Annotated in this window: 24 protein-coding genes; 12 read left to right on the forward strand and 12 right to left on the reverse strand. The window is 54.8% G+C overall.

The window, feature by feature from the left end; translation table 11 throughout:
* Positions 1-19: 19 nt before the first annotated feature.
* Entirely contained in the window at positions 20-466 is a 447-nt protein-coding gene (locus AUQ41_RS15890) for a methylglyoxal synthase (protein WP_063089245.1), read from the forward strand.
* A gap of 56 nt (positions 467-522) precedes the next feature.
* Entirely contained in the window at positions 523-1,449 is a 927-nt protein-coding gene (locus AUQ41_RS15895; RefSeq protein ID WP_063089246.1) for an AEC family transporter, read from the forward strand.
* On the opposite strand, the gene AUQ41_RS15900 is transcribed toward AUQ41_RS15895, so the two are convergent.
* Positions 1,396-2,199, reverse strand: coding sequence for an RluA family pseudouridine synthase (locus tag AUQ41_RS15900; RefSeq protein WP_063089247.1), 804 nt, complete (start codon positions 2,197-2,199; stop codon positions 1,396-1,398). The genes AUQ41_RS15895 and AUQ41_RS15900 overlap by 54 nt on opposite strands.
* Positions 2,200-2,336: 137 nt before the next feature.
* On the opposite strand from AUQ41_RS15900, the gene AUQ41_RS15905 reads away from it, so the two are divergent.
* The 3 genes from AUQ41_RS15905 to AUQ41_RS15915 are packed head-to-tail and all read left to right on the forward strand — an operon-like array spanning position 2,337 to position 4,350.
* Positions 2,337-3,143, forward strand: coding sequence for a DUF6134 family protein (locus AUQ41_RS15905; RefSeq protein ID WP_232308415.1), 807 nt, complete (start codon positions 2,337-2,339; stop codon positions 3,141-3,143).
* On the forward strand, positions 3,140-3,901 hold the full coding sequence (locus AUQ41_RS15910) for an SDR family oxidoreductase (protein WP_063089249.1): 762 nt from the start codon (positions 3,140-3,142) through the stop codon (positions 3,899-3,901). The genes AUQ41_RS15905 and AUQ41_RS15910 overlap by 4 nt, the downstream gene beginning before the upstream one ends.
* 2 nt (positions 3,902-3,903) lie before the next feature.
* Positions 3,904-4,350, forward strand: a complete 447-nt coding sequence (locus AUQ41_RS15915) for a nuclear transport factor 2 family protein (protein ID WP_063089250.1) — start codon at positions 3,904-3,906, stop codon at positions 4,348-4,350.
* Here AUQ41_RS15915 and AUQ41_RS15920 read toward each other — a convergent pair.
* From AUQ41_RS15920 to AUQ41_RS15940, 5 genes are all read right to left on the reverse strand, one after another.
* Complete coding sequence (locus AUQ41_RS15920; RefSeq protein WP_008889729.1) at positions 4,313-4,804, reverse strand: DUF3833 domain-containing protein; 492 nt, start codon at positions 4,802-4,804, stop codon at positions 4,313-4,315. The genes AUQ41_RS15915 and AUQ41_RS15920 overlap by 38 nt on opposite strands.
* Before the next feature lie 87 nt (positions 4,805-4,891).
* Entirely contained in the window at positions 4,892-6,232 is a 1,341-nt protein-coding gene (locus tag AUQ41_RS15925) for an MFS transporter (RefSeq protein ID WP_063089251.1), read from the reverse strand.
* Entirely contained in the window at positions 6,219-7,496 is a 1,278-nt protein-coding gene (locus AUQ41_RS15930; RefSeq protein ID WP_063089252.1) for a cyclopropane-fatty-acyl-phospholipid synthase family protein, read from the reverse strand. The genes AUQ41_RS15925 and AUQ41_RS15930 overlap by 14 nt, the downstream gene beginning before the upstream one ends.
* A gap of 5 nt (positions 7,497-7,501) precedes the next feature.
* Positions 7,502-8,335: a DUF1365 domain-containing protein gene (locus AUQ41_RS15935; RefSeq protein ID WP_063089253.1), complete on the reverse strand. Its 834-nt coding sequence runs from the start codon at positions 8,333-8,335 to the stop codon at positions 7,502-7,504.
* Positions 8,332-9,675: an NAD(P)/FAD-dependent oxidoreductase gene (locus AUQ41_RS15940; RefSeq protein ID WP_063089254.1), complete on the reverse strand. Its 1,344-nt coding sequence runs from the start codon at positions 9,673-9,675 to the stop codon at positions 8,332-8,334. Before AUQ41_RS15940 ends, AUQ41_RS15935 begins: the two co-directional genes overlap by 4 nt.
* Positions 9,676-9,899: 224 nt before the next feature.
* On the opposite strand from AUQ41_RS15940, the gene AUQ41_RS15945 reads away from it, so the two are divergent.
* Positions 9,900-10,490: a sigma-70 family RNA polymerase sigma factor gene (locus AUQ41_RS15945; RefSeq protein WP_063089255.1), complete on the forward strand. Its 591-nt coding sequence runs from the start codon at positions 9,900-9,902 to the stop codon at positions 10,488-10,490.
* Entirely contained in the window at positions 10,487-11,191 is a 705-nt protein-coding gene (locus AUQ41_RS15950; protein WP_063089256.1) for a ChrR family anti-sigma-E factor, read from the forward strand. The genes AUQ41_RS15945 and AUQ41_RS15950 overlap by 4 nt, the downstream gene beginning before the upstream one ends.
* Positions 11,192-11,270: 79 nt before the next feature.
* Here AUQ41_RS15950 and AUQ41_RS15955 read toward each other — a convergent pair whose 3' ends face one another.
* The 3 genes from AUQ41_RS15955 to AUQ41_RS15965 are packed head-to-tail and all read right to left on the reverse strand — an operon-like array spanning position 11,271 to position 13,690.
* Positions 11,271-12,158 carry a 23S rRNA (adenine(2030)-N(6))-methyltransferase RlmJ gene (locus AUQ41_RS15955; protein ID WP_063089257.1) on the reverse strand — a complete coding sequence of 296 codons (888 nt, stop codon included), beginning with the start codon at positions 12,156-12,158 and terminating at the stop codon, positions 11,271-11,273.
* A 5-nt stretch (positions 12,159-12,163) separates the two neighbouring features.
* Positions 12,164-12,907 (reverse strand): rRNA large subunit pseudouridine synthase E, encoded by a 744-nt coding sequence (locus AUQ41_RS15960; protein WP_083952873.1) that lies wholly within the window; start codon positions 12,905-12,907, stop codon positions 12,164-12,166.
* Between the two features lie 48 nt (positions 12,908-12,955).
* Positions 12,956-13,690, reverse strand: a complete 735-nt coding sequence (locus AUQ41_RS15965; RefSeq protein WP_063089370.1) for an SIMPL domain-containing protein — start codon at positions 13,688-13,690, stop codon at positions 12,956-12,958.
* 236 nt (positions 13,691-13,926) lie between these two features.
* Here AUQ41_RS15965 and AUQ41_RS15970 point away from each other — a divergent pair, with 236 nt between their 5' ends.
* Positions 13,927-14,604 carry a D-lyxose/D-mannose family sugar isomerase gene (locus tag AUQ41_RS15970; RefSeq protein WP_063089259.1) on the forward strand — a complete coding sequence of 226 codons (678 nt, stop codon included), beginning with the start codon at positions 13,927-13,929 and terminating at the stop codon, positions 14,602-14,604.
* Positions 14,605-14,684: 80 nt separating this feature from the next.
* On the opposite strand, the gene AUQ41_RS15975 is transcribed toward AUQ41_RS15970, so the two are convergent.
* Positions 14,685-15,644, reverse strand: coding sequence for a hypothetical protein (locus tag AUQ41_RS15975; protein WP_008889718.1), 960 nt, complete (start codon positions 15,642-15,644; stop codon positions 14,685-14,687).
* Positions 15,645-16,116: 472 nt separating this feature from the next.
* On the opposite strand from AUQ41_RS15975, the gene AUQ41_RS15980 reads away from it, so the two are divergent.
* The 4 genes from AUQ41_RS15980 (at position 16,117) to AUQ41_RS15995 (ending at position 19,978) form a co-directional block, all read left to right on the forward strand.
* Positions 16,117-17,133, forward strand: coding sequence for a GGDEF domain-containing protein (locus AUQ41_RS15980; RefSeq protein ID WP_063089260.1), 1,017 nt, complete (start codon positions 16,117-16,119; stop codon positions 17,131-17,133).
* Between the two features lie 158 nt (positions 17,134-17,291).
* On the forward strand, positions 17,292-18,398 hold the full coding sequence (locus AUQ41_RS15985) for a GGDEF domain-containing protein (RefSeq protein ID WP_232308416.1): 1,107 nt from the start codon (positions 17,292-17,294) through the stop codon (positions 18,396-18,398).
* Positions 18,399-18,480: 82 nt separating this feature from the next.
* The gene (locus AUQ41_RS15990) at positions 18,481-19,665 is read left to right on the forward strand and encodes an NAD(P)/FAD-dependent oxidoreductase (protein ID WP_063089371.1); all 1,185 of its coding nucleotides are present in this window, start codon (positions 18,481-18,483) and stop codon (positions 19,663-19,665) included.
* A gap of 121 nt (positions 19,666-19,786) precedes the next feature.
* Positions 19,787-19,978 (forward strand): PLDc N-terminal domain-containing protein, encoded by a 192-nt coding sequence (locus AUQ41_RS15995; RefSeq protein WP_008889714.1) that lies wholly within the window; start codon positions 19,787-19,789, stop codon positions 19,976-19,978.
* Positions 19,979-20,046: 68 nt separating this feature from the next.
* On the opposite strand, the gene AUQ41_RS16000 is transcribed toward AUQ41_RS15995, so the two are convergent.
* Positions 20,047-21,813 (reverse strand): TRAP transporter fused permease subunit, encoded by a 1,767-nt coding sequence (locus tag AUQ41_RS16000; protein ID WP_063089262.1) that lies wholly within the window; start codon positions 21,811-21,813, stop codon positions 20,047-20,049.
* A gap of 74 nt (positions 21,814-21,887) precedes the next feature.
* A complete protein-coding gene (locus tag AUQ41_RS16005) occupies positions 21,888-22,850 on the reverse strand; it encodes a TAXI family TRAP transporter solute-binding subunit (protein WP_083952857.1) in 963 nt (320 codons plus the stop codon).
* Positions 22,851-23,125 lie beyond the last annotated feature (275 nt).

Genomic DNA, 23,125 nt, shown 5'->3' on the forward strand with positions numbered 1-23,125 from the left:
ACTGGCCCGGAGAACGAAAATGGTGCTGTCTGTTGGCGTTGTTGCCCACGACCGTCGCAAACGCGAAATGGCTGACTGGCTGGAAAAACACAAGGATGTATTCGCCAATATGCGCATCTTTGCCACCGGCAACACCGGACGCGTATTGCAGGAACGGTTTACCGAACTTGATGTACATCCGCTTAAAAGCGGCCCGTTTGGCGGCGATCAGCAATTGGGTTCGATGATTGCGCACGGCGAATTGCAAGCCATGTTCTTCTTCACCGACCCGATGACACCCCAGCCCCACGATGTTGATGTCCGTGCCCTGATCCGGCTGGCCAACATGTATGAAGTGCCGATTGCCTGCAATCAAAGCACGGCGGACCTTTTGATCAGCAATCCGAAGTTCGAGGAAATCTGCGAACAATATCGCGACCATTCCCCCGAACAGGTCTTTGCCGATTACAGCAACCGCAAGGTCTAGCCACCACCCCAAACGGCCCAACAAGACGTTTTCTGCGCCGGAGCGCCCCACCCGCCATGCAGCTCGCCTATGATGTTATCGCCGCGATCTTTCCGATCTTTGCCGCCATTCTGGTTGGTGCGGCCTTAAAGCATTTCCTGATCAAAACGGCCGATATCTGGGCCGGGATTGATCGGCTGACCTATTATCTGTTGCTGCCATCGCTTCTGATCGTCGAGATTTATCGCGCCGATTTTTCCAGCGGCCATGCGGGCACCGCCGTCGGTGTCACGCTTGCTGCGACACTGGGGCTTTCTGCGGCCCTGCTTTTGCTGCGTCCGCTGATCACGCGTGACACGCCGCTTTTCACATCCATCTTTCAGGGCTCGGTACGTTATAACAGTTATGTCCTGTTGGCGGTCGCCGATGCGCTTTACGGGGCGGAGGGATTGGCGCTTGCCATCATCTTTGTTGCGGTGATGGTGATTGCCACCAACATGCTGGGCGTTGTGGTTCTCAGCGCCTTTAGCAGTGGCAAAAGCAACCTTAAACGGATTATCGCAGGCGTTCTGAAAAACCCGATCATTATTGCCGCTGGTGCCGGCGCCATCCTGAATGTGAGTAATATTCACGTTCCGTTGCCAATTGAAAATACCGCCGCCCTGTTCAAGACAGCTGCCCTGCCGCTTAGCCTGCTTTCGGTCGGGGCGGGTTTGCGCTTTGTGATGGATAAAAAGGCCGTGGGTGCGATTGCCCTGGCTACCACCATCAAGCTTGCGGTTTTGCCGGTTATCACCGGCGTCTGCCTGTATCTTGCCGGTGTCGATGGCATGGTTCTGGCGATGGGGGTTCTTTATGCCGGCATGCCGTGTGCGGGCAATGCCTATATCCTTGCACGCCAACTCAATGGCGACCCGGAGGCAATGGCATCGATCATCACGCTGGAGACGTTACTCTCCGCCTTCAGCGTCGCTGTCATCGCCGGTATATTGAGCATCAATTGAGCTTGCATGCGCGGCGTACTCGCCGACGTAACCGCATGCTTCGAGCCCTGCGCGCATCAGTTCTGGTGGCGGGGCGTCAACAATTACCGGATCTCGGTCGGCATGGAACGGAACGATGATCTGGCGCGAAAGCAGCATCAGAGTCGGCGGCGCACCAAAGACCGGCGGTTCATCGCCACGGCCATAAAACGGATCACCGATCACCGGGTGCCCGACATGATCAAGATGCACACGCAACTGATGGGTACGCCCGGTATGCGGGATCAGTTCAAGCCAGGTGATGTCCTTGCCGTCCGCATCCTTGCCACGGCCCAGCACGGTATATTCGGTTTTTGACGGCTGACCATCTTCATGCACCAGCATGGTCCAGCCGCTTTCATCATTGATCTTGCCAATCGGCGCATCAATGAAACCGTGATCCTCTTCCATCGCACCGCGGACCACCGCCCAATAGGACTTGCCGATTTTCTTTTCGGTGAACAGGCGGGTGATCTTTTTTGACGATTTCGGATGACGGCACAGCAACAAACAGCCGGCGGTGTCCCGGTCCAGACGGTGTGCAAGTGTCGGTTCAGGCTGAATGCCAAATTTCAGATCCGGCAGATAGGCATCAACATGAAAATAGGTTTTTGGCCCACCATGCGAGGCCAGCCCGGGCGGCTTGTTCAGAACAATGATGTTGGAATCGCGGTGCAGAACATGCGCGATCAGGTCGTCTGCAATCGGATGGGGCATGGCGTGGCCTTTCATTTCGGGTCTTGGCCCGTGAGCCCCTGCTTACCCCATCAGACCTTTGCGGGCAATGATCATGACGTTTGATCCGCAGATCACGCCATTGCGTAACAAGAAGGGAGTATTAGTTTTTCAACTTGGCTTTGGTACCAATCATGAAGACGTCCATGGCATATCCGGTCAAATCGCTGTTTCGCGCCTGCGCCTTTGCGGGCGGTATCGCGCTGTCTTCCAATGCCTTTGCGGCCGACCCGCAATCATCAACGCAGCCTAAAACCACACCCGTTGAGCAAGCGCGCCTTTCCGAGGCGTTCGATGGCCCGGAGACGTGCCGCGAATTTGATGCGATCCAGCGGTATGGCAATGAGCTTCGCTTTCAGATCCGGCGTAATGATTCCCCGGTTGGGAGGCATGTTGTGCAGTTCAATCAGGGACGTGATGGCCTGCAGGTCGTTGCCCAAAGCAATATCGATATCAGCTTTTTGGGGTTTAATGCCTATAGCTTTGACTATCGATCCGAAAGCCTGTGGCAGGATGACCGCCTAGCCGCCCTTTCAGTACGGGTAGATGATGATGGTGACATGACAGAGGTTGTCGCCAAACCTGATGCGCAGGGTACACTCGTTGTCAGTGGCCCGGAAGGGGATCAGGCGTTGCCAAGCGGGATTTTCCCGACCGATCACTGGCATTGCGGTGTCTTGGGCAGCAAAGCGGTCCTTAATACCATCACCGGTAAATCAAACGCGGTCGATATCAGCGCGAACGAGCCGGAAACACTGCAAACGACCAACGGCACGTTGCGCGCCACCCGTTTCACCTATGACGGCGAACTTGAAACCACCGCATGGTATGATGCCGACGGCCGGTGGGTCGGTCTTGCCTTCGAGGCACGCGACGGATCGCAGATCACATATCGTTGCATGAATTGCGCGACACAAACCGCGCAAAAGGATGAGGAATGAAAAAGCACTTCCAGACCATCTGGATTATCGGGGCGTCTTCAGGGATTGGTGCCGCATTGGCACGCAAACTCCATGAAAACCCGACATCGCCCGCGCAAAAAATCATCATTTCGGCCCGAAATTCCGACAAACTCGATGAACTTGCGGCAGAAATGCCGGGTTTAACCCCTGTACCGGTCGATATTACCGATACAAATGCGGTAAATGGTGCGATTGCCAAGGTTGAAAAGCAGTTTGGCCTGCCTGACCTGGTTGTTTTGGCAGCTGGTATCTATTCACCGATGAAACTGAGTGCGTTTTCGGCCGCCACCATCCGCAGTCACGTCGATACCAATTACATGGGCATCGTCAATTGCCTGGAGCCGCTTTTGAACAAGATGCGGGCGCGCAAATCAGGCGAGATTGCCGTCATGGCATCGGTGGCAGGATATCGCGGCCTGCCCAATGCCGCGGCCTATGGCCCGACAAAGGCTGCCCTGATCAATCTGTGTGAATCGCTGCATACCGAACTAAGCGGCAGCGGCGTTTTGTTGCGCGTGATCAATCCGGGTTTTGTTAAAACGCGGCTGACCGACAAGAACGATTTTGAAATGCCCTATCTGCTCGAACCAGAACAGGCCGCCGATTACATCTATCGCGGGCTTTGTGGCAGTGACAAATTCGAGATTGCCTTCCCGCCCCCATTTGTGCGGCAATTGAAGCTGACCCAAATTCTGCCGTATCCAATTTTCTTCAAACTGATGCGTAAGCTGCTCTGATCATGAACGACATCACCGACGCCAAGCGCCAGTTGCTGGCGACTTACGCAGACTATTACGAGAAACTGTCGCTTGAGACTGTTGATCAGTTAAAGGAACTGGTCACAGACGATTTCGTCTTTTGCGACCCGTTCACGACCGTCAGGGGTCCTGACGATGTTTGTGCCTATCTGGCCAAGGCGTTTACCGATGCGGATCATCCGCGTTTTGTCGTCACCCATCGTGCGATCGATCGGGATCGCGGATTTTTACGCTGGCGCTTTAGTGCGCGGGTAAAGGTGATCGGCAACTGGGAATTTACCGGCATGTCAGAGGTGACGTTTAACGACGATGGCACGCGCCTGGCATCACACTTTGACCACTGGGATTCTGGCCAGAACTTCTATGCCAAAATCCCCGTACTGCGCTGGTTTATTCAGCGGCTTGCGCGACGCGTTGGGTCTTTGTGAAAAACAGCGTTACTTCGCCGATCTCAAAGCCCCATTTCTTGACCCGTGCCCGGTTGACCAGAACCCCATCGGGTTGCAGGAACATCCAGTCGTCGAACGTCACACGCCAGGCACCATCACCGACCTTAAGATCCATGTCATAAGACCAGTTCAGCGCGTTGCCGTACTGACTGCCAATCGCCTTGCCAACGATATCGTCAGCAAGCCCTTCATAGCTGTGTTCGTCGGTTTTGCTGATTTTCCAGACACGGCGGTCTGTTTCGCCGTCGTCATAGATAAAGTCTTCTTCAAGTGTCAGAACACCATCTTCAACGGTTCCCGTTATTTCGACGGTGAACTGACGACGCAGGGTTCCGAAACGATCTTCGAAAATTCCCCAAGCCCGGCTGTCGCCTTCGAAATAGTCAAACACGTCGAAGCGGGGTTCTTTTTGCGCAAAATCCTGCGGTTTCATCGACCCACATCCGGCTAATAGTACCAAAACACACAGCGCCATGAAGTTCCGCAGCATCGATTTTCTCCTGTCCTGACAATCCCAAGATCAATCATTGCGGCGTGAAAGGCGCCGACGAATGGCAACCTGATGCGTGCTGTCCAACGGAAAGCGCCACATCATCCCGATTGCTCCTCCCTTCAATACGATGGGGATCACCGCATAGATCAAAACCAGCACAACCAATGCGCCAGTTTTTTCGTCTCCTCCGTCGGTCAGGCCAAATGCCCCCAAAATCGGGAAGGCAATCCCGGCGGCAAGCGCCATGGCAAGCTTGTTGGTCATGTTCCAAAGGGCAAATAAAAGGCCTGTGCGTCGCACGCCAAACCGGTAACGATCCCAGTCATCGACATCGGCCTGAATGGCGGGTGGCAAAGCCAGATCCGCGCCCAGTGCCGCCCCGGTAACAAGACATATGACCGCAAAGGCAGCGAAATCACCGGCATCAAGGATCGGCACAAAGGCGAAGGCGACAATCGCCATCACCATGGCAAAACACCAGACGCGGTGCTTGCCAACGCGGCCGGCCATCACAACCCAAAGCGGAATGGCAATGATCGCCGCGGCAAAATAAAGCAGGATCAGGATATTTTCGCTGTCCTGATCAAGTTCGAGGTAATAGCGCACAAACAATGGAAAACACACGGCCGGAAATCCAGCCGCCAGACCATTGATCATCCACGCCGCAATCAGGCGCATGAAAAGACCATTGTCACGCAGGCTTCGGGCGCCCAAGCGCAAAGTGGCCCAAAGGCTTCCTCTGCCAAAGCTGGCTCGGCTTGTGCGTTTATGTTGCGCAACCGGATCGGGCACCTTCCAGACCAGAAGGGCAACAAACACAGCCCCCAGTGTCAGTGTCACGGTGGCAAGGGTTTGAATCTCGGCTGCGCGATCGGGCGCATTGATCAGCACCGGAATGGCCCCGGCCAGTACAATCCCGATCAAGCCCGCCCCTTCACGAAGGGCGGTAAGCGTTGTGCGTTTTTTGTAATCGCCCGAAAGATCCGCCCCCCAGGCAAGATAGGGCACCTGAAACATCGTCCAGCCCAGAAACAGCACACTTGCCCAGATAAGGAGATATAACGCGCTCGGTTGGGATGGCGGGCTGAACAAATACCAAAGCCCGATACCGGCAATCACCGCCCCGGCACCGGTCCAGATTTTGCGATTGCCGGTCTTGTCGGAAAGCCAACCAACCACTGGGTCGGTCAGCATATCGATCATGCGGACAAGCAACAGAACAACACCTGTGATCGCCAACCCAAGGCCAAGGTCATCGCCATAATAGCTAGGCAACAACACATAGGCCGGGATGGTCGGCACGGCTGCTGCCATCGCCGGAAGCGCATAGAGAACCGAAATACGGGTGGGGTATTCAGCCTGTCGCATTTTCGCGATGTTCGATCACGAACAGCCCGACATCGATGGAGCCCTGATCAAATCCGGTTTCGCAGTAGGCAAGGTAGTATTCCCACATGCGTTTGAAACGCAGATCAAATCCCTGCTTGGCAATGCCATCCCAGGCATGCTGGAAGCTGCGCTGCCATTCGGAGAGTGTGCGGGCATAGGATTTGCCGAAAAATTCCGAATGACGCAGCTCAAGCCCGGCGGCATTGACCGCTGCTGACAGCGCGGTTGGCGATGGCAACATGCCGCCCGGGAAAATGTAGCGTTGAATGAAATCCGCCCCGCGGCGATAGGTTTCAAACCGGTCATCATCAATCGTGATGATTTGCAACACCGCCTTGCCGCCCGGTTTCAGGCGTTTGCGGATCATCTCGAAATAGGTTGGCCAGTGTTCTTCACCCACGGCCTCGAACATTTCGATCGAGACGATTTTGTCGTACTGGCCTTCTTCATGGCGGTAATCGCGCAGAACGATTTCGGTACGGTCGCTAAGTCCCTGCATCAAAAGGCGTTCGCGTGCAAAGGCGTGCTGTTCATTGGACAGGGTCAGACCGGTGACATTGCAACGATACTTGCCAGCGGCAAGTTCGGCAAAGCCACCCCAGCCGCAGCCGACTTCCAGCACATCTTCGCCTGATTTCAGGTCGGCAAGTTCGCAAATACGTTCGTATTTTGCAAATTGCGCCGCATCCAGGGTCATCTCGGGCGAGCTATACAGGCCCGATGAATAGGTCATGCTGGGATCAAGCCAGGCGCCATAGAAATCATTGCCGAGGTCATAGTGATAGGCGATGTTGCGCTTTGATCCCTCAAGCGTATTGGCGTTACGCAGATGTCCGATCCGCGCCACCGTGCGCGCCAGAAATCCTGCGGCCAGACGGGCCCGCACGATCGTTTCATTGTGCATGGCAAAGTGCATCAGATGCGTCAGATCCGGGCTGCTCCAACTGCCATCCATATAGGCCTCGGCAAAGGCAACATCCCCGCCAGTGGCCAGTTTGCGGATCGCCTGCCAGTCATGGATATGGATCGCCGCGCGCAGATTGGTTTCATGTTCGCCGGAAAAATGCAGGGTGTCGTTATCGGGCAAAACAATGGTCAAACGACCGTAATGTAGATGCGCCAGAACGCGCTTGAGCATCGCCTTTAGAAGGCTGCGGCTGCCGGTCATGCTGCCCAGCATCGGCAGAATGCGGTCACGCAGTGAAAAGGCGGAAACGGATGCATTACGATTGCGGTTTGGCATTGTTTTTATCTCTTCCCTGATTGGGCCGCTGCTGTCCCGGCTTCCAGCACATAGGTTACAGGCTGCTCTGGCGGTGCTGGTCGTTTATGGAATGTCATACCCTTGCGCCAAAGATGGAGCGCCTCCCAGTGGATACCTGCCACGACCTTCAGGGTCATCAGCGGGTATCGAATGAACGCTCCTAAAAGTTTACGGTCGGAAAGTTCGGTTCGATCACCGACAAAGGCAGCATTCAAAAACAGACCTTTTGCGTCGGTTTCGCGAATGGCAACCGCGACATTTTCATCGGGCATACGAATGCGGAAATGATAGTCCGCGACCATGTCGATAAAGGGTGAGACGTAAAAACCCTTCGCACAGGACTGGCGCAGCACGTTCTTGTCATCAAGTGCGCCTTCGCTTACCGGGATCAGGTAACTGTGCCGATCCCCGAAGGTGTTTGATACCTCGTACAGAACAGCACCCACCGATCCGTCAGCACGATGGCAGAAATAAACCGAGAGCGGATTGAACACAAAACCCAGCAAGCGCGGATAGCACAAAAGCCGGATCTTGTCCGCGCAATCACCAAGCCCATGCTCACTCAGAATTGCCTCCAACCGGGTGCGCAAATCGGTGGCACCCCCGTCGGCGTGATCGCGGTCATGGAATGAAAACAGGTTAAAGCGATTGCGACTGAACAGTTTCAGCTTGGCAGCAAGGCCATCAATCTCGTCGAGATCAAGCAGGAAGGAAAACACCCGATAGCGCAGTTTGTGCTTTTTCGGACGCAAACGATGATGCGTGACCACCCCTTCAAACAGGGCCGATGCCGGTTTTGTCGCAACAGGACGTGTCATGCAGCCTCGCTTGATTGCGAACGGGCTGTTTCGCCAACATGAATACGGCCGCTTTCATTTTCGACATTCCACGGGCGTCGCACATTGCCAAGGGCCTCGGCAACCGCAAGACCCGATTGAATGCCATCTTCGTGGAAGCCATAGCCAAAGTAACTGCCGCAGTACCAGATGTTATCGACACCCTGGATCGACCAGAGTTCCTTTTGTGCTGCCATTGCGCCCGCATCAAACAGCGGATGATCATAAAGGAAGGATCTGATGACACTGCCCTCTGCCGGATGGCGTGGCGGGTTCAGGGTCACGAAAAGCGGCTGCCCCGGATCAAGATGCTGCAGGCGGTTCATCCAGTAGGTTACGCAGACTTTCTGTTCGCCGTCATGATCTTCGGCCAGATAGTTCCAGCTTGACCAGACCTTTTCGGTCTTTGGCATCAGGCTGGCGTCATTGTGCAGGATCGCCAGATTGCGCTCGTATTTGAACGCCGAAAGCAGTTCTGCAGTACGCGGGTCAGGTGTTTCCTGCAATGCCAGTGCCTGATCACCATGGCAGGCCAGAACGACATGATCATATTCTTCACGCTTGCCATAGCGGTCCTCGACAAACGCGCCACCAGATGCGGTCTTGCCGACCTTGGCAATGGCGCGATCAAGAACCACACCGCCGGAAATCTGTGCCGTCATGCGTTTCACATATTCACGTGATCCGCCAACCACGGTGCGCCATTGAGGACGGTCCTTGATCTGCAGAAGCCCGTGGTTCTGACAGAACCGCACGAATGCCGCCAGTGGATAGGCCATCATGGTATCAACCGGCGTCGACCAGATGGCCGCCCCCATCGGCAGCAGATGGTCATTGATAAAGGGTTTGGAATAACCATTGTCGCGCAGGTAATCGCCAAGGCTGATATGCTCAGCCGTGCCATCTTCAAGGGCCGCCGGGGCTTCGCGATAGAAGCGCAGGATATCGCGCACCATTTTCCAGAAGCGCGGACGGAACAGGTTGCGTTTCTGGGCAAACAGGGCCGAAAGATCACCACCACCGTATTCCAGACCGCCCTCATCCATTGAAGCCGCAAAGGACATGTCTGTCGGGGTTGTTTCAACGCCCAGATGATCAAACAGGGCACACAGGTTGGGGTAGCATCGGGTGTTATAGACAATGAAACCGGTATCGACCGGGGTTTGCCCGGCATCAACCGTATTGGAATGACCGCCTGCGCGATCATCCTTTTCATAAAGCGTCACGTTGTGTGACTGGCTCAGCAGCCAGGCAGCGGACAAGCCAGATATCCCAGACCCGACAACGGCGATATTGAGTTTTCCCGGGGTGACAATGTTCATATCGGCGCGGCCCGCTTGCTGTTACTGTGTGACATTATTTATATGAGTACGCGGATCTGTAATTCGCGGATCACTCGGATTATTTTGGATTTGTTTGCCTGAACTGATTGTAAGTGTCTGGTAGGAAACATACATTTTTATTTGATCCGAATGAACGTGGCCGACGTAGGAATTGCATGATGAACACAATTCTGGCGCGGCCCCAACAGGGACCTGAAACAAAAATGAGCGGCACCACACCACGACGCACCGGGCCAGCCGATCCGGTCGAAGCGAAAAGATGTGCCGATTGGATTGTTTCCGTCGCAGCGACACGCGATCGGGAAGCATTTGCGCGATTGTTTGCGCATTTCGCCCCGCGCGTGAAAGCTTACATGTTCCGGTTTGGCGGTAATCCCGAGACCGCCGAGGAAATGGCACAGGAAGCAATGATGCAGGTTTGGCGCAAAGCTCACCTGTTTGACCCTGCGAAGGCAGCCGCCAGTACGTGGATTTTTACCATCGCCAGGAACCTTCGGATTGACCGGTTCCGGCAACGCAAACATATCGAGGTAGATGATTCCGACCCGACTTTGATTGTCGACGAAGATCCGCTGGCAGATGACGTAGTCAATCGTGACCAGGAGGCCGTCCTTGTCAAAGCCGCGATGGAAGAATTACCCGCCGACCAAAAGGTAGTTGTAGAATTGTCGTTTTTCGAAGATTGCTCACACAGTGAAATTGCCGAGCGTCTTGATATCCCGCTGGGAACTGTGAAGTCCCGTTTGCGGCTTGCGCTTGGCAAGTTGCGTGGCGGACTGGAAGGTGTCGCATGAACATTAAGCATCATCCAACCGATCAGACATTGATGGAATATGCCAGTGGTTCCCTGTCGCAAGCGATGGAGCTTCTGGTTGCAACCCACATGACCGTGTGCCCGCACTGCCGTGACAAGGTCAGTGGGTACGAAACCATGGGCGGTGCTGCGCTTGAAACCACGAACAGCATGTCGATGGCGGATCATTCGCTTGATCACGTCATGGCGATGCTTGAACGTGAAACAGCGAACGAAAACATCGTTGCGCAAGAATTGCCGTCATTGCGTCGTGTTGCGGTCGGTGAAAGCATTACAGGCAGTGCCATGAGCGCCCTGCCAAGGCCGCTTGCCGATTTGCTGCCCGACGATGTGATGTCGCTTGATGATATTCCCTGGAAATCGCTTGCACCGGGTGTGAAGCATTTCCAGCTGAAATCCATCGAAAGCAAGGGCACCGTGCGCCTGATGAAGATCGCGCCGGGTGTTTCGATCCCCGATCACGGGCACCATGGTCATGAAATGACCCTGCTGATCAAAGGATCTTATATCGACGAGATCGGCCGGTTCCGGGCCGGTGATGTGGCAGACCTTGATGATGATGTCGATCACCAACCGATTGCCGACACTGCCGAGGAATGCATCTGTTTGATCGCAACCGATGCACCGATGAAGTTCAACCGTCTGCTGCCGAAATTGCTGCAGCCGTTCTTTGGCATCTGATACCTGTTACCAATGCGTCCCAACGCATCGAGGCCCCGCTGGCATCACGCCTTCGGGGCCTCTTTTCTTTGCAGCGGGTCTATGCGGCGGGCACCAGCCAGCGCATCTGATGGTTTGCCGGCCCCGGCAGTTTGCAGGTTTTCGCAAGCCAGTCACCGATATCGCCAAGTTGCTGATCAAACTGCCACGGCGGATTGATGACCAGAAGGCCCGTACCGCGCATGCGGCCCTTGGCCCCACCCTGGTCGGTGGCAAGTTCGGCACTTAAAACGCCACCCGATGCCTTGATCGCAGCAAACGATTTGCGAAGGTCGGCATCAAACCCGTCCAACAGGATCGGGTACCACAGCATGAAAGTCGCCGTCGGCCATTTTTCCCAGGCTTCGCGGATTGCCTTGGCGGCCTTTTGATAATCCTGCTTCACATCATAGCTTGGATCCATCAGAACCAGTCCGCGGCGAATGGCGGGCGGCATCATCGCAACAACACCCTCATAGCCATCGCGTTTGTGCAGATGAATGCGTGCATCACGCTTGACCCGGTGATGAAGCATTTCATGTTCACGCGGATGAAGTTCCATCAGGACCAGTTCATCTTCGTCGCGCAGCATATCGCGGATGATAAACGGTGATCCCGGGTAAAACGGACCTTGGTAATCATCGCCTTCGCGCACGCCATAATCACGGCCCTTCGCGACCGGATCAAACGCGGCGACATAGTTTAAGAATTGCTGCAGCATTTCGGGTGCATTGGCACCGTTCTTGGCGCACGCATAGCCGTCTTTCCACTCGCCGGTTTTGGCGGCCTGTTCACTGCCAAGGTCATACCAGCCCGATCCGGCATGGGTATCAATCACACAGAACGGCTTTTTCTTTTTGCGCAAATGTTCAAGGATCAGCCAAAGGGCAGCATGTTTGTGCATGTCAGCAAAATTCCCGGCATGAAAGCCGTGCAGGTAACTTAGCATGGCGGCTATCCTTTCTTCGGGCGCGAACGGTGGCGTGCAGGTTTATACCCGCCCTTGCGTTGACCTTTGCCCGCCTTTGCGCCTTCACGCGCAATATTGGCTTTGTCGTCGGTATTGGGCGCGTTGGTAACATCGGGCAACTGATTACGGCGCGGCGGTTTGGCCGATCCGGGGGATAGCCTTCGATGGGTGGCAGGGGGCGCGTCGACCTCAATCACCTTCCATTCGCCGGGTGCGAGACCATCGAGCGTCCAGTCCCCGATGGCATATCGGATCAGGCGCAAGGTCGGAAAACCGACGGCGGCGGTCATACGGCGTACCTGACGGTTCTTGCCCTCTGTGATCGTCAGTTCAATCCAGCTTGTCGGGATCGCCTTGCGATAGCGCACCGGCGGATCACGTTCCCAAAGCCCGGCCGGTTCATCAATCCGTCGGGCCTTGGCTGGCAAGGTCATGCCGTCTTTAAGCTCTACCCCGCGGCGCAGGGCATCAAGTGCGGCGTCAGTTGGTTCGCCATCGACCTGCACCAGATATGTTTTGGGTTTCTTGAATTTCGGATGGGCGATCTGGGCGTTCAGCGGCCCATTATCGGTCAGAAGCAACAAACCCTCGCTGTCGCGATCAAGCCTGCCGGCGGCATAAACGCCGGGCAGATCGATATAGTCAGCCAAGGTCGCCCGACCGTTTTCACGGTCGGTGAACTGGGTCAAAACGCCATAGGGTTTGTTAAACAGGATCAGTTGCGCCATGGCGCGCATAAAACCAGCTTTGACGAGGCTGTCAACTTAGTTCAGCCCCTAATCGCGGATGAGATATTCCATCGTGGTGACCACGCGCACGGTCTTGTTGATCTGGTTGGCTTCCATCATGTTGGGGGCGCCATCGGCGGCCAGTATCTGAAACAGGCCCTGTGTCGCGCGGCGTATACCGCCCAGCTCACCACCGGAATCCGCGGCAAATTGCTGGGCTGCTTCGCGGGCGTTGGCGGTGGCAGCCGCGATCATTTCCGGTTTGATATCGTTAAGACCGGTGAACAGATAACTCGGCCCCGGGTTATAACCCTGCCCGCTCAGAACAACACCACCCTGCAACAATTTGCCGATATCCTGGGATGCGGCAACCACCGCGTCAACATCATCGGTGCGGACCTGAATGGTCTGATTGACGATATAGCGGCTTTCAATCGGCCCCGACCGATAGGACTGGGCAAGTTGATCGGTTACCTGCAAGTTTTGCAGCTCTGTCGCTTCGCGACCGATGCCGTGGCTGGCAAGAAATTCAAACAAGGTGTTTGTGTCTGCATCAATCTTGGCTTGTGCATTTTGCAGCACATCATCGGTCGCAACATAGGTAATCGGCCAGACGGCCTTGTCGGCCTTTACATCGCGTTCGGCCAATCCCTTGACCGTGACATAGCGATCAAGGGCACGCATGTTTTCGATGCCAGTCCCAACCAACCAGCCCGATGCGGCAAGTCCGCCAGCGACAACGATTGCCGCGACAACTTTGGCAAATCCCGATGATTGCGACATGATGCAGTTCCCCTGTCCGGTTTCGCGCGATATCGCAAACATGATATCACACTGTATGATTTTCACTGTATTGCGCTGAAAAACGGCGATTGCGGGGCAGCTTTTGATGGAAACCGCCAAGACCCGCACTCTGAAATCGAAATGTTTTGAATGCATTCAAAAACTATCGCATTCACCATTCGGGCGTGGTAAAACCCGGCCCAATCAATCATGCCAAATGCCACAAGAGGTCAACCATGCTGCGTTCTGAAATCAATGCCTGTATCGAGCATGCCAAGGAACTTTATGCATCCATCGCATTCAAACTGCCGGAATGGGCGCATTACAGCCCGGCGCAATGGGAAGCCGAACCTGATCTGGCAAAATGGTGCCGCAACCATCAGATGGGCTGGGATGTCACCGATTACGGCGAAGGCAATTTTGAAAAGCGCGGCCTGATCCTGTTTTGCCTGCGCAACGGTATCCTGCGCCAGCCGGGTGAAGTGCCCTATGCCGAGAAGATCATGATCGTTGGCGAAAACCAGGAATGCCCGTGGCACTACCACAAGGTCAAAATGGAAGACATCATCGTGCGTGGTGGCGGCAATCTTGTGATCGAACTGTGCAACCTGACCGAAGATGGCCAGATGGATCGCGAAAACGAGGTCCGTGTCCGCACCGACGGCAAACTCAACGTCCTGCCCGCGGGTGGCAAGGTTGTTCTGGAACCGGGTCAAAGTGTCACGCTGCCGCGTACGCTGATCCACCGCTTCTATGGCGAAGAGGGCAAAGGTCCGGTGATCGTCGGCGAAGTGTCGCAGGTCAATGACGATCTGACCGATAACTACTTCTTTGATTGCGATGCGCGCTTTACCAAGATCGAAGAAGACGTCGCACCGATCCACCCGTTGTGGAACGAACTGCCAAGCAGCTAAGCGACTGCATATACCCGGATATCAAAAAGCCCTGCAGCAATCCTGCAGGGCTTTTTCGTATGTGACTTGAATTTCCCAAGTTACTCAGCTGGCGGCAGGTCTTCCTTTTTGCCGAGAATCTGGGTGAATTCCGGCATGTCACGCAGCGGTTCGAATTCTTCCTCGACCCAGGCGGGCTGGCGCATGGTATCGGACAATTCAACAGCACGTTGCAGGTCAGCAAGGGCGGCTTCCTTGAAACCAAGGCCGGCATTGGCACAGGCACGCTGATAATAACCATTGGCGTTTTCGGGGGCCTCGGCCAATAGCCGATTGCACAGGCTAAGTGCCCAGTCACGATCCCCGAGCTGCAAGGCAGCGTCCGCCTTATAGGCCATGACTTCCGGATCACCCGGTGCAAGTTCGAGGATCTTGTCATAGGTTTCGATCTTTGCCCGCGGATTGCTGAGCTGGTTGGCTTGCAGCCACAGGGCATGAATGGTCTGGGTGCGTTCGATCTCGTGCTGATGTTCGTTGATCAGCTTGGATTTCAACAGCAATTCGTTTTCAAGCGAGGTGAGCCGCCCTTCGAATTCCTGCGACAAACGTTGCAGTTCAGTATTGGCCAGATTGCGCACGCTTGATTTCAATTCGCGCAGAGACTGCCATCCCAGCATGGTCAAAAGTGCACCGACGGCCGCCACGAAATAGAAGAAGTAGGTCACGGTGTTCGATGAATAGGAAATCGCCTTGTCGATGGCCTCAAGCTGCCGGTTAACGACCTCGCGCAGCAATTCGGCACGCATGCCCTGCATTTCCGTACGCAGGTTTTTCAACTCATCAAGCACATAGCGTTCCATCAGAGGCGGCATGTTGGACCGTTCCTCGGCCGACAGGGGACGGTAATCGATCGACGGAACATCGGTCGTACTGTCGGTGACCTGACCATTGACCGTCGTCTGGTCTGTTGAACCACTGGTCTGGGCGTTTGCAACGTCACCTGACAAAACAAAACCCAACGCCACCACAACAGCAGCCATCAAAGCCGATAGTTTCTGCATCTTTTTATCCCGTTTTTCTTTTCCGGATCGAAGCCGTTTCCTGACAAAGGCAGACTAGGGTCCACACTCATTCAAATAATCGTCCCGGTCACCCGGATTTGTGCGGATACGCGAAGCAAAACCGCAGGAAGATATGTATCTTTCAAGGGCTTGCGACAAAGTGGCCCGTGCAAATCCGGGTGATCCAAAGGACACTTGATATGAGAGAAAGCCTCTGCGTCAAATCCCTTGACCGGGGGGCACCCCGATCTGCGGGCTTTTCCTTGCCATTTCTCTCATATCAATTGCCGGGTCGGTCATTTGAATGAGTTTGGACCCTAGGGCGCAGACGTGAACAAACCAATAAAACTACAACCGCTGCGCTCTGTACGCGCATGTGGGAAAGCTGATATACTGCGTGTGCGAAATGCGCAGCCCAGACTTAAAGAAGTGCCTTTACATCCGACGATATCACTCCTTCAGGTTCCCAGGAATGCCTCAGCAAGAACAATACCGGCAGCGGTCATACGCGCTGTCGCGCGAAGCGCTGGAATTGATCAATGAATTGGGTTTGAGTGCAAACCCGATCAATTATGCTGTGTTCTTTGCCTATGTCGAAAAATCAAACGATGACCTTGTTGCGCTGATTGATATTCTGCGCGGCAACAAGCGTGCGTTGGATGATGTCAAATGCCACGAACTTTATCAGCGGTTTATTGAGCCCAGTCGGGCAGAGCTTCTGCGTGAAACCATGTCCCACGAGCTGCACCGGCAGGTTTCCGATCTGATTGATCGACTGGCAAAAGGCAAGGACGTCATTAGCACTGCCGAACTCAGGGATGCTGCCCACGATCTTTTGGGGATGGAAAACCGGGCCAACGCACAACAAGGCGCAAAAGGCGTGAACGATGCCGATCCGGCACCGGTCGAAGTCACCCAGTTGCTTCTTGATCTTGAGGAAATGAAACGCGAAGCCCACACAGACGGGCTTACCGGGATTGCCAATCGCAAGGCCTTTGACGAAAGCCTCCGCGACGCGGCAATGACAACGATGGAACGGGGTGAGCCCCTGAGCATCCTATTGATCGACATCGATCATTTCAAACGGGTCAACGACAAACATGGTCATCAAGCTGGCGACCAAGTCATCAGGACATTGGCCAAGACCCTGCAGCAGAATGTCAAAGGACGCGACACCACCGCGCGCTATGGCGGTGAGGAGTTTGCCGTCGTCCTTCCGGCCACGACGCTTACGGACGCCATGCGGGTTGCGGAAAACATTCGCGCATCAATCGAGGCGCTTCATCTCAGAAGTTTCAATCGCAACGAAGATCTGGGCCGGATCACGGCATCTGTCGGGGTTGCGACGTATCAACTTGGTGAACCCCTGACCCGCGTGATAGATCGTGCCGACCAGGCGCTTTATCTTGCCAAGGCAAATGGTCGAAACTGTGTGATGAACCAGAATGATCTTCTGACCCAGCCGATCAATCGCGCAGAAAGCGCATAAGCGCCCCCCCCCCTTCACAATTGACCTATTTTATCATGTGAAATCAAAAATCGCCCGGATTACGGGAGGTTCGATGATTTAAATCAAACCTTTCGCATATGCGTTTGCATAGGATGTTGCCGAAACTTATGGCGACATAATTCTACTGCAGGCAATTGATGAGCGCGTACGGGTTTAATCACAGAACAGCTCAACAGCACAGCAACGCTGCCCACAAACTGATGGCAGAGTTGGGTGTGGTTTCGCACCCGGACAATTTCCAACTGTTTTTCACCTATGTCGCGCAGACGAACTTCGATCTTTGCCGCACGATCAACATTCTGCGCAGTAATCATCGCGAATTTGATGAAGCACAGTGCGAAGAGCTCCATACCCGTTTCTTCAGCGACAAGCGCGAAAACGAAATCATCGAACGCATTTCAAACGACTTGCGCGCGCAGTTGGGCAGCATCCTTGATACCGTGAACAAGGTCGGCGTCGACACACGGAAATACAAAAAGGCGCTTGATCATTTCTGCTCCTATGTCGGGGACAAGAACCGCAACCTCAGCAATCTTGAACAGGCACTTCATACCCTTCTGGGCGCCACCCGCGAGATGGAAGGCGTCAATCGCAGCCTTGAAAGCCGGTTGACGAACAGTTCGTCGGAAATAAACCGTCTGCGCGAAGATATGGAAAACCTGAAACGCGAAGCCATGACCGACGGGCTGACCGGCATTGCCAATCGCAAGGCGTTCGATATGCAACTGCGCGATGGCATGATGCATGCCATGGAAGATGGTCAACCGCTTTGCCTTCTGCTACTTGATATTGATCACTTCAAAAAGTTCAACGACACCTATGGCCATCAGGTCGGTGACCAGGTGATCCGGTTGATGGCAGAATCGCTGAAACGCAATATCAAAGGCCAGGATACTGCCGCCCGCTATGGCGGGGAGGAATTTGCAATCATCCTGCCAAGCACGTCGCTTGGCAATGCCGTATTGTTTGGCAACAAGCTGCGTCAATATATCGAAAGCCACAAGGTCGTGACCAAAAGCGGCAAGACGATCATCAGCAAGGCGACGGCGTCAATCGGGGTGGCTGAATTCCGGCCCGGCGAACCGGCCGCCAAATTGATCGAACGGGCCGACAGGGCGCTTTATTTCGCCAAGGAAAACGGCCGCAATCAGGTTGCAAGCGAACAACAGATTGAACAATCCAAAACCGCTGGCAAACGCGGGGACCTAAAACCCCCGAGTTCCAGAGGCATCGCCGCCGAGTAGGTATTTGCGCCACTGGCACTGACAAGGTCACGTTTTCCACGTATAAGCAGGTCCGAAATTCACATGAATGGATCTGACGGGCTTGAAAAAGATTGATGTTCTTGTCATCGGGGCGGGTGCGGCCGGCCTGATGTGCGCGATTGAAGCAGGAAAACGCGGAAGAACCGTCGTGGTGGTTGATCATTCGACCAAACCGGCGGAAAAAATTCGCATTTCAGGTGGCGGGCGCTGCAACTTTACCAATATCCACACCAGCCCGGAAAACTTCATTTCCGAAAACAAGCGGTTCTGTGTTTCAGCGCTTAAACGCTATACCCAGCAAGATTTCATTGATCTGGTGAACCGGCACAATATCGCCTGGCATGAAAAGACACTCGGCCAGCTTTTCTGCGATGAATCGTCCTTTCAGATCATTGACATGTTGCTTGATGAATGTGATGCCGCCGATGTGACGATCAAGCTTAACACCGAGATTTCCAACATCATCAAACGCGATGATGACGGCTTTGATGTCACCACGCGCACCGGCGCGCAATGGACCTGCTCATCGCTGGTTGTCGCATGTGGCGGCCTGTCGATCCCGAAAATCGGTGCCACCGGCTTTGGCTATCAGATTGCACGGCAGTTCGGCATCAATGTCATTCCGACCCGTGCCGCACTTGTGCCGTTTGTTTTCGATCCGGATTTGCGTGCGCGTACCGGCGAGCTTTCGGGCATATCTGTTGATGCCATCGTTCAATGCAATAAAAAGCAATTCCGCGAAGGATTGCTGTTCACCCATCGTGGTCTTTCCGGCCCGTCGATCCTGCAGATTTCATCTTACTGGAACGAGGGCGACAGCATCACGGTGAACCTAAACCCGGAAGAAGATGCGTTCGATCTTTTGAAAACTGCAAAGGGTGAAAACCCGAAACAGGCGGTGCACACGGTTCTGTCACGCATATTGCCAAATCGCCTTGCCCAGATGATTGCCGCCACCCATGGCCTTGATCGCCCGATTGGCGAAACCGGTGACAAGGCACTGCGCAAATTGGCGATGGATGTCAATCAATGGGCCCTGACACCAAGCGGGACTGAGGGGTATCGCACGGCCGAGGTCACGGTTGGCGGTGTCGACACCAATGCCCTGTCATCGAAAACCATGGAAGCGCGTGACGTACCCGGCCTTTATTTCATTGGCGAAGTGGTTGATGTCACGGGCCATCTTGGCGGCTTCAATTTCCAGTGGGCATGGTCATCGGGCTGGTCTGCCGGACAGGTGGTTTAAACTGCCCTTTCGAACCCGCCTGATGCACTGATTGAATTCAGTGCGGGAACAAACAAGAAAACCAATCGTTTGAGTTGTAAGCGCGGTACAGATACCGCAGCAACAAATGTGAGGTTGGAACATGCTTGAATATGGTGGAATTATCGGACTTCTCGTCCTGATTGCCGATATCTGGGCAATCGTGAATATCATGGGCAGCGGTGCAAGCACCGGTGCAAAAGTATTGTGGACAGTACTTGTTGTTGTCCTGCCGGTCCTTGGCCTGATTATCTGGTTCTTTGCTGGCCCGCGCAGCGGACGCGCGACCGCTTAAAACCGGTTAAATCATTTCCCTCAATGACGAAAAAGGCCGACAGGAAACTGTCGGCTTTTTTCGTGGCTCTAAACACCCGCAGCAAAAATTACCGCACCACCAAGTGCAACCATCCCGATCCGCTGCCAAACAGGTCTGGGGGCGATTAGGCCATATGAAATGGCCGTCAAACCCACAGCGACCTTAAGCCCGGCGATGATCGCCCAAACCGGATCGCTGCCAAGTTCAATCAGCGTGCTGTTGGCAATCATCGCCAGTGGCACAATATAAAGCCCGATGCCAAGCGCCATCGCCGTTCCGGCGACCTTGAGCCAGTTTTCCTCGACCATACCCGCAGCAATGAACACCGCCCCGCAAACCGGCGGCGTAATCGTCGATAAAAGCGCAAACCAGAACACAAACAGATGCGCCTGAAGCGGTTCAAGCCCGAGCTCTATCAACGCGGGCCCGGCGACCGAAACACAAATCACATAAGCCGCCGTGGTCGGGACTTCCATGCCAAGGATCAGACAGGCAAGTGCGGTCAGCAAAAGGGCTGGCCACAACATGCCACCCGATCCGGAAATCAGTAGCGAGGTGATCTTCACACCAAGTCCGGTCAGGCCGAGAACCCCGATCACGATTGATGCGCACAAGATGATCGAACCGATCATTGCCACCTGACGCCCGGCATTAAGGCAGACATCGGCAAACCGTTGCTTGCTGCGCGGAAAATCAACCGTCAGATCCGCATCAAGCAACAGCAACGCCGCCCCGGCCAGAAGCGCCAGACAGGCGGCATATTGTGGTGTGTAGCCACCGCCAAACATACCCCAAAGCAAAATGGTAAATGGCACCAGGAAGAAAGCCGATGTGATTACGACCGACCGCAGGTTCGGGCGATCTTCCTTTGGCACACCGGGAAGGTCATAACGCATGGCAAAGGCATTGATGCCAACCCAGACGGCAAGGAAGTAAAGGACGGCCGGCAAGATGGCGGCGACCATGATGTCGACATAAGGCTTGCCGGTAAGTTCCACCATGACAAACGCCCCTGCCCCCATCAGTGGTGGCATGATCTGCCCGCCACTGGATGCCACGGCCTCAACCGCAGCCGCCAGACGTTTCGGGTAACCAAGCTTGGTCATGGCAGGCAGGGTTATTGCGCCAGTCGAAGCCACATTGGCCGATGCAGACCCCGATATTGAGCCAAACAGCGCGGATGACACGACGGAAACCTTCGCCGCCCCGCCCTTAAGCCGACCGGCGGCGGCACCTGCGACATTCATAAAGCCCTGACCGGCTTCGCCGCCATTCAAAACCGCCCCGAAAACAACGAAGATCGCAACGATATTGACCGATACGCCCGTCAGGCTGCCCCAAAGGCCGCCCTCTGCGATGGTCAAGGTGCCCAGCATACTTTCAACTGGCAACCCGGCATGGCCGAATTCGCCCGGAATATGTTGTCCAAACAGCGCATAAAGCAGTGCAATTGCCGCCACCGTCGGCAACGGCCAGCCAATCGCACGGCGCGCCATTTCAAGCACGATCAGCAATAGCGCCGCTGCCAGCACGATCTGGCTATTGCCCATCAGGAAACCGTACTGATCGCCAAGCGTCTGATGATTGGCAACGATCCAACCACACCCAAGCAGACCAATCAGGGTCAGGATGATGCCAGAGATTTTCTGTGCGCGGGTTTTGGCAACAAAGATCAACGCCCAAGGCAGGGCAAGCGCCATATGGATTGGGCGGCTTACAAGATTGGGAACCAATCCTGAAAAAATCAGCCACAGGTGAAAGGCAATTGAAACGGCGCCAAGGGCGATCCAGAAGGGACGAGTGGTGGCTGACATAATCTAAATGGCTTGTTTGACAAGAAACGGCCCGGCAAAACTGCCGGGCCTTGAACATGTTATCTGATCAGCACTTAGCGCTGATCGTCACGGATGGAGAACCCGACTTCGTCATAGTAGCGCAGCGCGCCGGGATGCATTTTACCCGTGATGTTGGCAATCATTTCCGGGCTGACACCGTTCCACCACGAAGAGCTTTCACCCATTTTCGCCTTCTGCTCCCAGAAAGTTTTGGTCAGGGCATACGCCGTATCGACATTCATCTGGGTGGTGGCAAAGGCAACAACCGAAAGCGATGCGGTGGTGATGTCTTCTTCCTGACCGTTATAGGTTCCGGCCGGAATGACGGTTTTGTCACGCTTGGTCTCGGCAAGCTGGTCTTCGGACAGCGACAGAACAATGACGTCGGTTCCTGCCGCGGCCTCGATCACGTTCGGCGCTGGCCAAGAGCCCGCGGTCACGAAACCATCGATCTGACCGTTTTTAAGGGCGGCAACCGCATTGGACAGTTCGGCATCCGCCAGATCGACCTTGCCTTCAAGACCAAACAGCTGAAGGTATTTTTCACCTTCACGCGCGCCAAAGGACCCCTTGCCAAGCAGGATGGTCTTGCCTTCGAGATCGGCAAAGCTGGTTGCACCGGAATCAGCACGCATCACGAAATGCATGGTCAGCGACGGGATCGGGAACAGGGCGCGGACTTCGGCAAACTTTTCGGTCGGACGTCCGTCGAACGGGCCTTTGCCGTTCTGTGCCAGGCTTACGAGACCGGGCGGGGAGGTAAAGACATAATTGCCCGGACGCACCATGGCTTCCATGACGTTCTGAACCGAACCCTGGCTTTCCTCGACGGTGACGATGATATCGCCATCGGTACCGGTTTTCATCGCCTCGGCAAACTGGGCGGCCATCTGGTAATAGGATGACGCGGCCTTGGCCGATTTCAGGGTGACGCGGGTTTCAGCCTGCGCGGCATTCGCCACGGACAAAGCCATCATTCCGGCGGCAATCACGCCGAGTGTGCGCAAAATTTTCAAGGTTTCCTCCCCTTGTATGGTCAGTTCATCTGTTGGCTTGAATGCCGATTATCATCAATGAACCTGAAGTCTGGTGGCGAAACGCAAAATCCAACCCCGGATCGCGGGAATTTTGGCAAATTGCGTCTGATTTCGGTCCATAGAAAGCATCAACACCCCCAAGGTCAAGCTGCTTGTGCGATTTTCACCGAACAAAGCCTGCTTCGGCACCAAGTAAAGCCGCTTTACACATATCAGTTGCGCGAAACCGGCACTTTGCGCGTGGGCCAAGCGGG

The organism is Thalassospira sp. MCCC 1A02898 (genome assembly GCF_001618185.1).
In the GTDB taxonomy this organism is placed as follows: domain Bacteria; phylum Pseudomonadota; class Alphaproteobacteria; order Rhodospirillales; family Thalassospiraceae; genus Thalassospira; species Thalassospira tepidiphila.

Coding starts and splice junctions, on each gene's coding strand:
- AUQ41_RS15895 (WP_063089246.1), top strand. CDS start 523: ATGCAGCTCGCCTATGATGTTATCGCCGCGATCTTTCCGATCTTTGCC.
- AUQ41_RS15935 (WP_063089253.1), bottom strand. CDS start 8,335: ATGACACGTCCTGTTGCGACAAAACCGGCATCGGCCCTGTTTGAAGGG.
- AUQ41_RS15890 (WP_063089245.1), top strand. CDS start 20: ATGGTGCTGTCTGTTGGCGTTGTTGCCCACGACCGTCGCAAACGCGAA.
- AUQ41_RS16000 (WP_063089262.1), bottom strand. CDS start 21,813: ATGTCAGCCACCACTCGTCCCTTCTGGATCGCCCTTGGCGCCGTTTCA.
- AUQ41_RS15910 (WP_063089249.1), top strand. CDS start 3,140: ATGAAAAAGCACTTCCAGACCATCTGGATTATCGGGGCGTCTTCAGGG.
- AUQ41_RS15930 (WP_063089252.1), bottom strand. CDS start 7,496: ATGCCAAACCGCAATCGTAATGCATCCGTTTCCGCCTTTTCACTGCGT.
- AUQ41_RS15965 (WP_063089370.1), bottom strand. CDS start 13,690: ATGTCGCAATCATCGGGATTTGCCAAAGTTGTCGCGGCAATCGTTGTC.
- AUQ41_RS15945 (WP_063089255.1), top strand. CDS start 9,900: ATGAGCGGCACCACACCACGACGCACCGGGCCAGCCGATCCGGTCGAA.
- AUQ41_RS15920 (WP_008889729.1), bottom strand. CDS start 4,804: ATGAAACCGCAGGATTTTGCGCAAAAAGAACCCCGCTTCGACGTGTTT.
- AUQ41_RS15975 (WP_008889718.1), bottom strand. CDS start 15,644: ATGCAGAAACTATCGGCTTTGATGGCTGCTGTTGTGGTGGCGTTGGGT.
- AUQ41_RS15940 (WP_063089254.1), bottom strand. CDS start 9,675: ATGAACATTGTCACCCCGGGAAAACTCAATATCGCCGTTGTCGGGTCT.
- AUQ41_RS15980 (WP_063089260.1), top strand. CDS start 16,117: ATGCCTCAGCAAGAACAATACCGGCAGCGGTCATACGCGCTGTCGCGC.
- AUQ41_RS15900 (WP_063089247.1), bottom strand. CDS start 2,199: ATGAAAGGCCACGCCATGCCCCATCCGATTGCAGACGACCTGATCGCG.
- AUQ41_RS15905 (WP_232308415.1), top strand. CDS start 2,337: ATGAAGACGTCCATGGCATATCCGGTCAAATCGCTGTTTCGCGCCTGC.
- AUQ41_RS15950 (WP_063089256.1), top strand. CDS start 10,487: ATGAACATTAAGCATCATCCAACCGATCAGACATTGATGGAATATGCC.
- AUQ41_RS15995 (WP_008889714.1), top strand. CDS start 19,787: ATGCTTGAATATGGTGGAATTATCGGACTTCTCGTCCTGATTGCCGAT.
- AUQ41_RS15955 (WP_063089257.1), bottom strand. CDS start 12,158: ATGCTAAGTTACCTGCACGGCTTTCATGCCGGGAATTTTGCTGACATG.
- AUQ41_RS15960 (WP_083952873.1), bottom strand. CDS start 12,907: ATGGCGCAACTGATCCTGTTTAACAAACCCTATGGCGTTTTGACCCAG.
- AUQ41_RS15970 (WP_063089259.1), top strand. CDS start 13,927: ATGCTGCGTTCTGAAATCAATGCCTGTATCGAGCATGCCAAGGAACTT.
- AUQ41_RS15915 (WP_063089250.1), top strand. CDS start 3,904: ATGAACGACATCACCGACGCCAAGCGCCAGTTGCTGGCGACTTACGCA.
- AUQ41_RS15925 (WP_063089251.1), bottom strand. CDS start 6,232: ATGCGACAGGCTGAATACCCCACCCGTATTTCGGTTCTCTATGCGCTT.
- AUQ41_RS15985 (WP_232308416.1), top strand. CDS start 17,292: ATGAGCGCGTACGGGTTTAATCACAGAACAGCTCAACAGCACAGCAAC.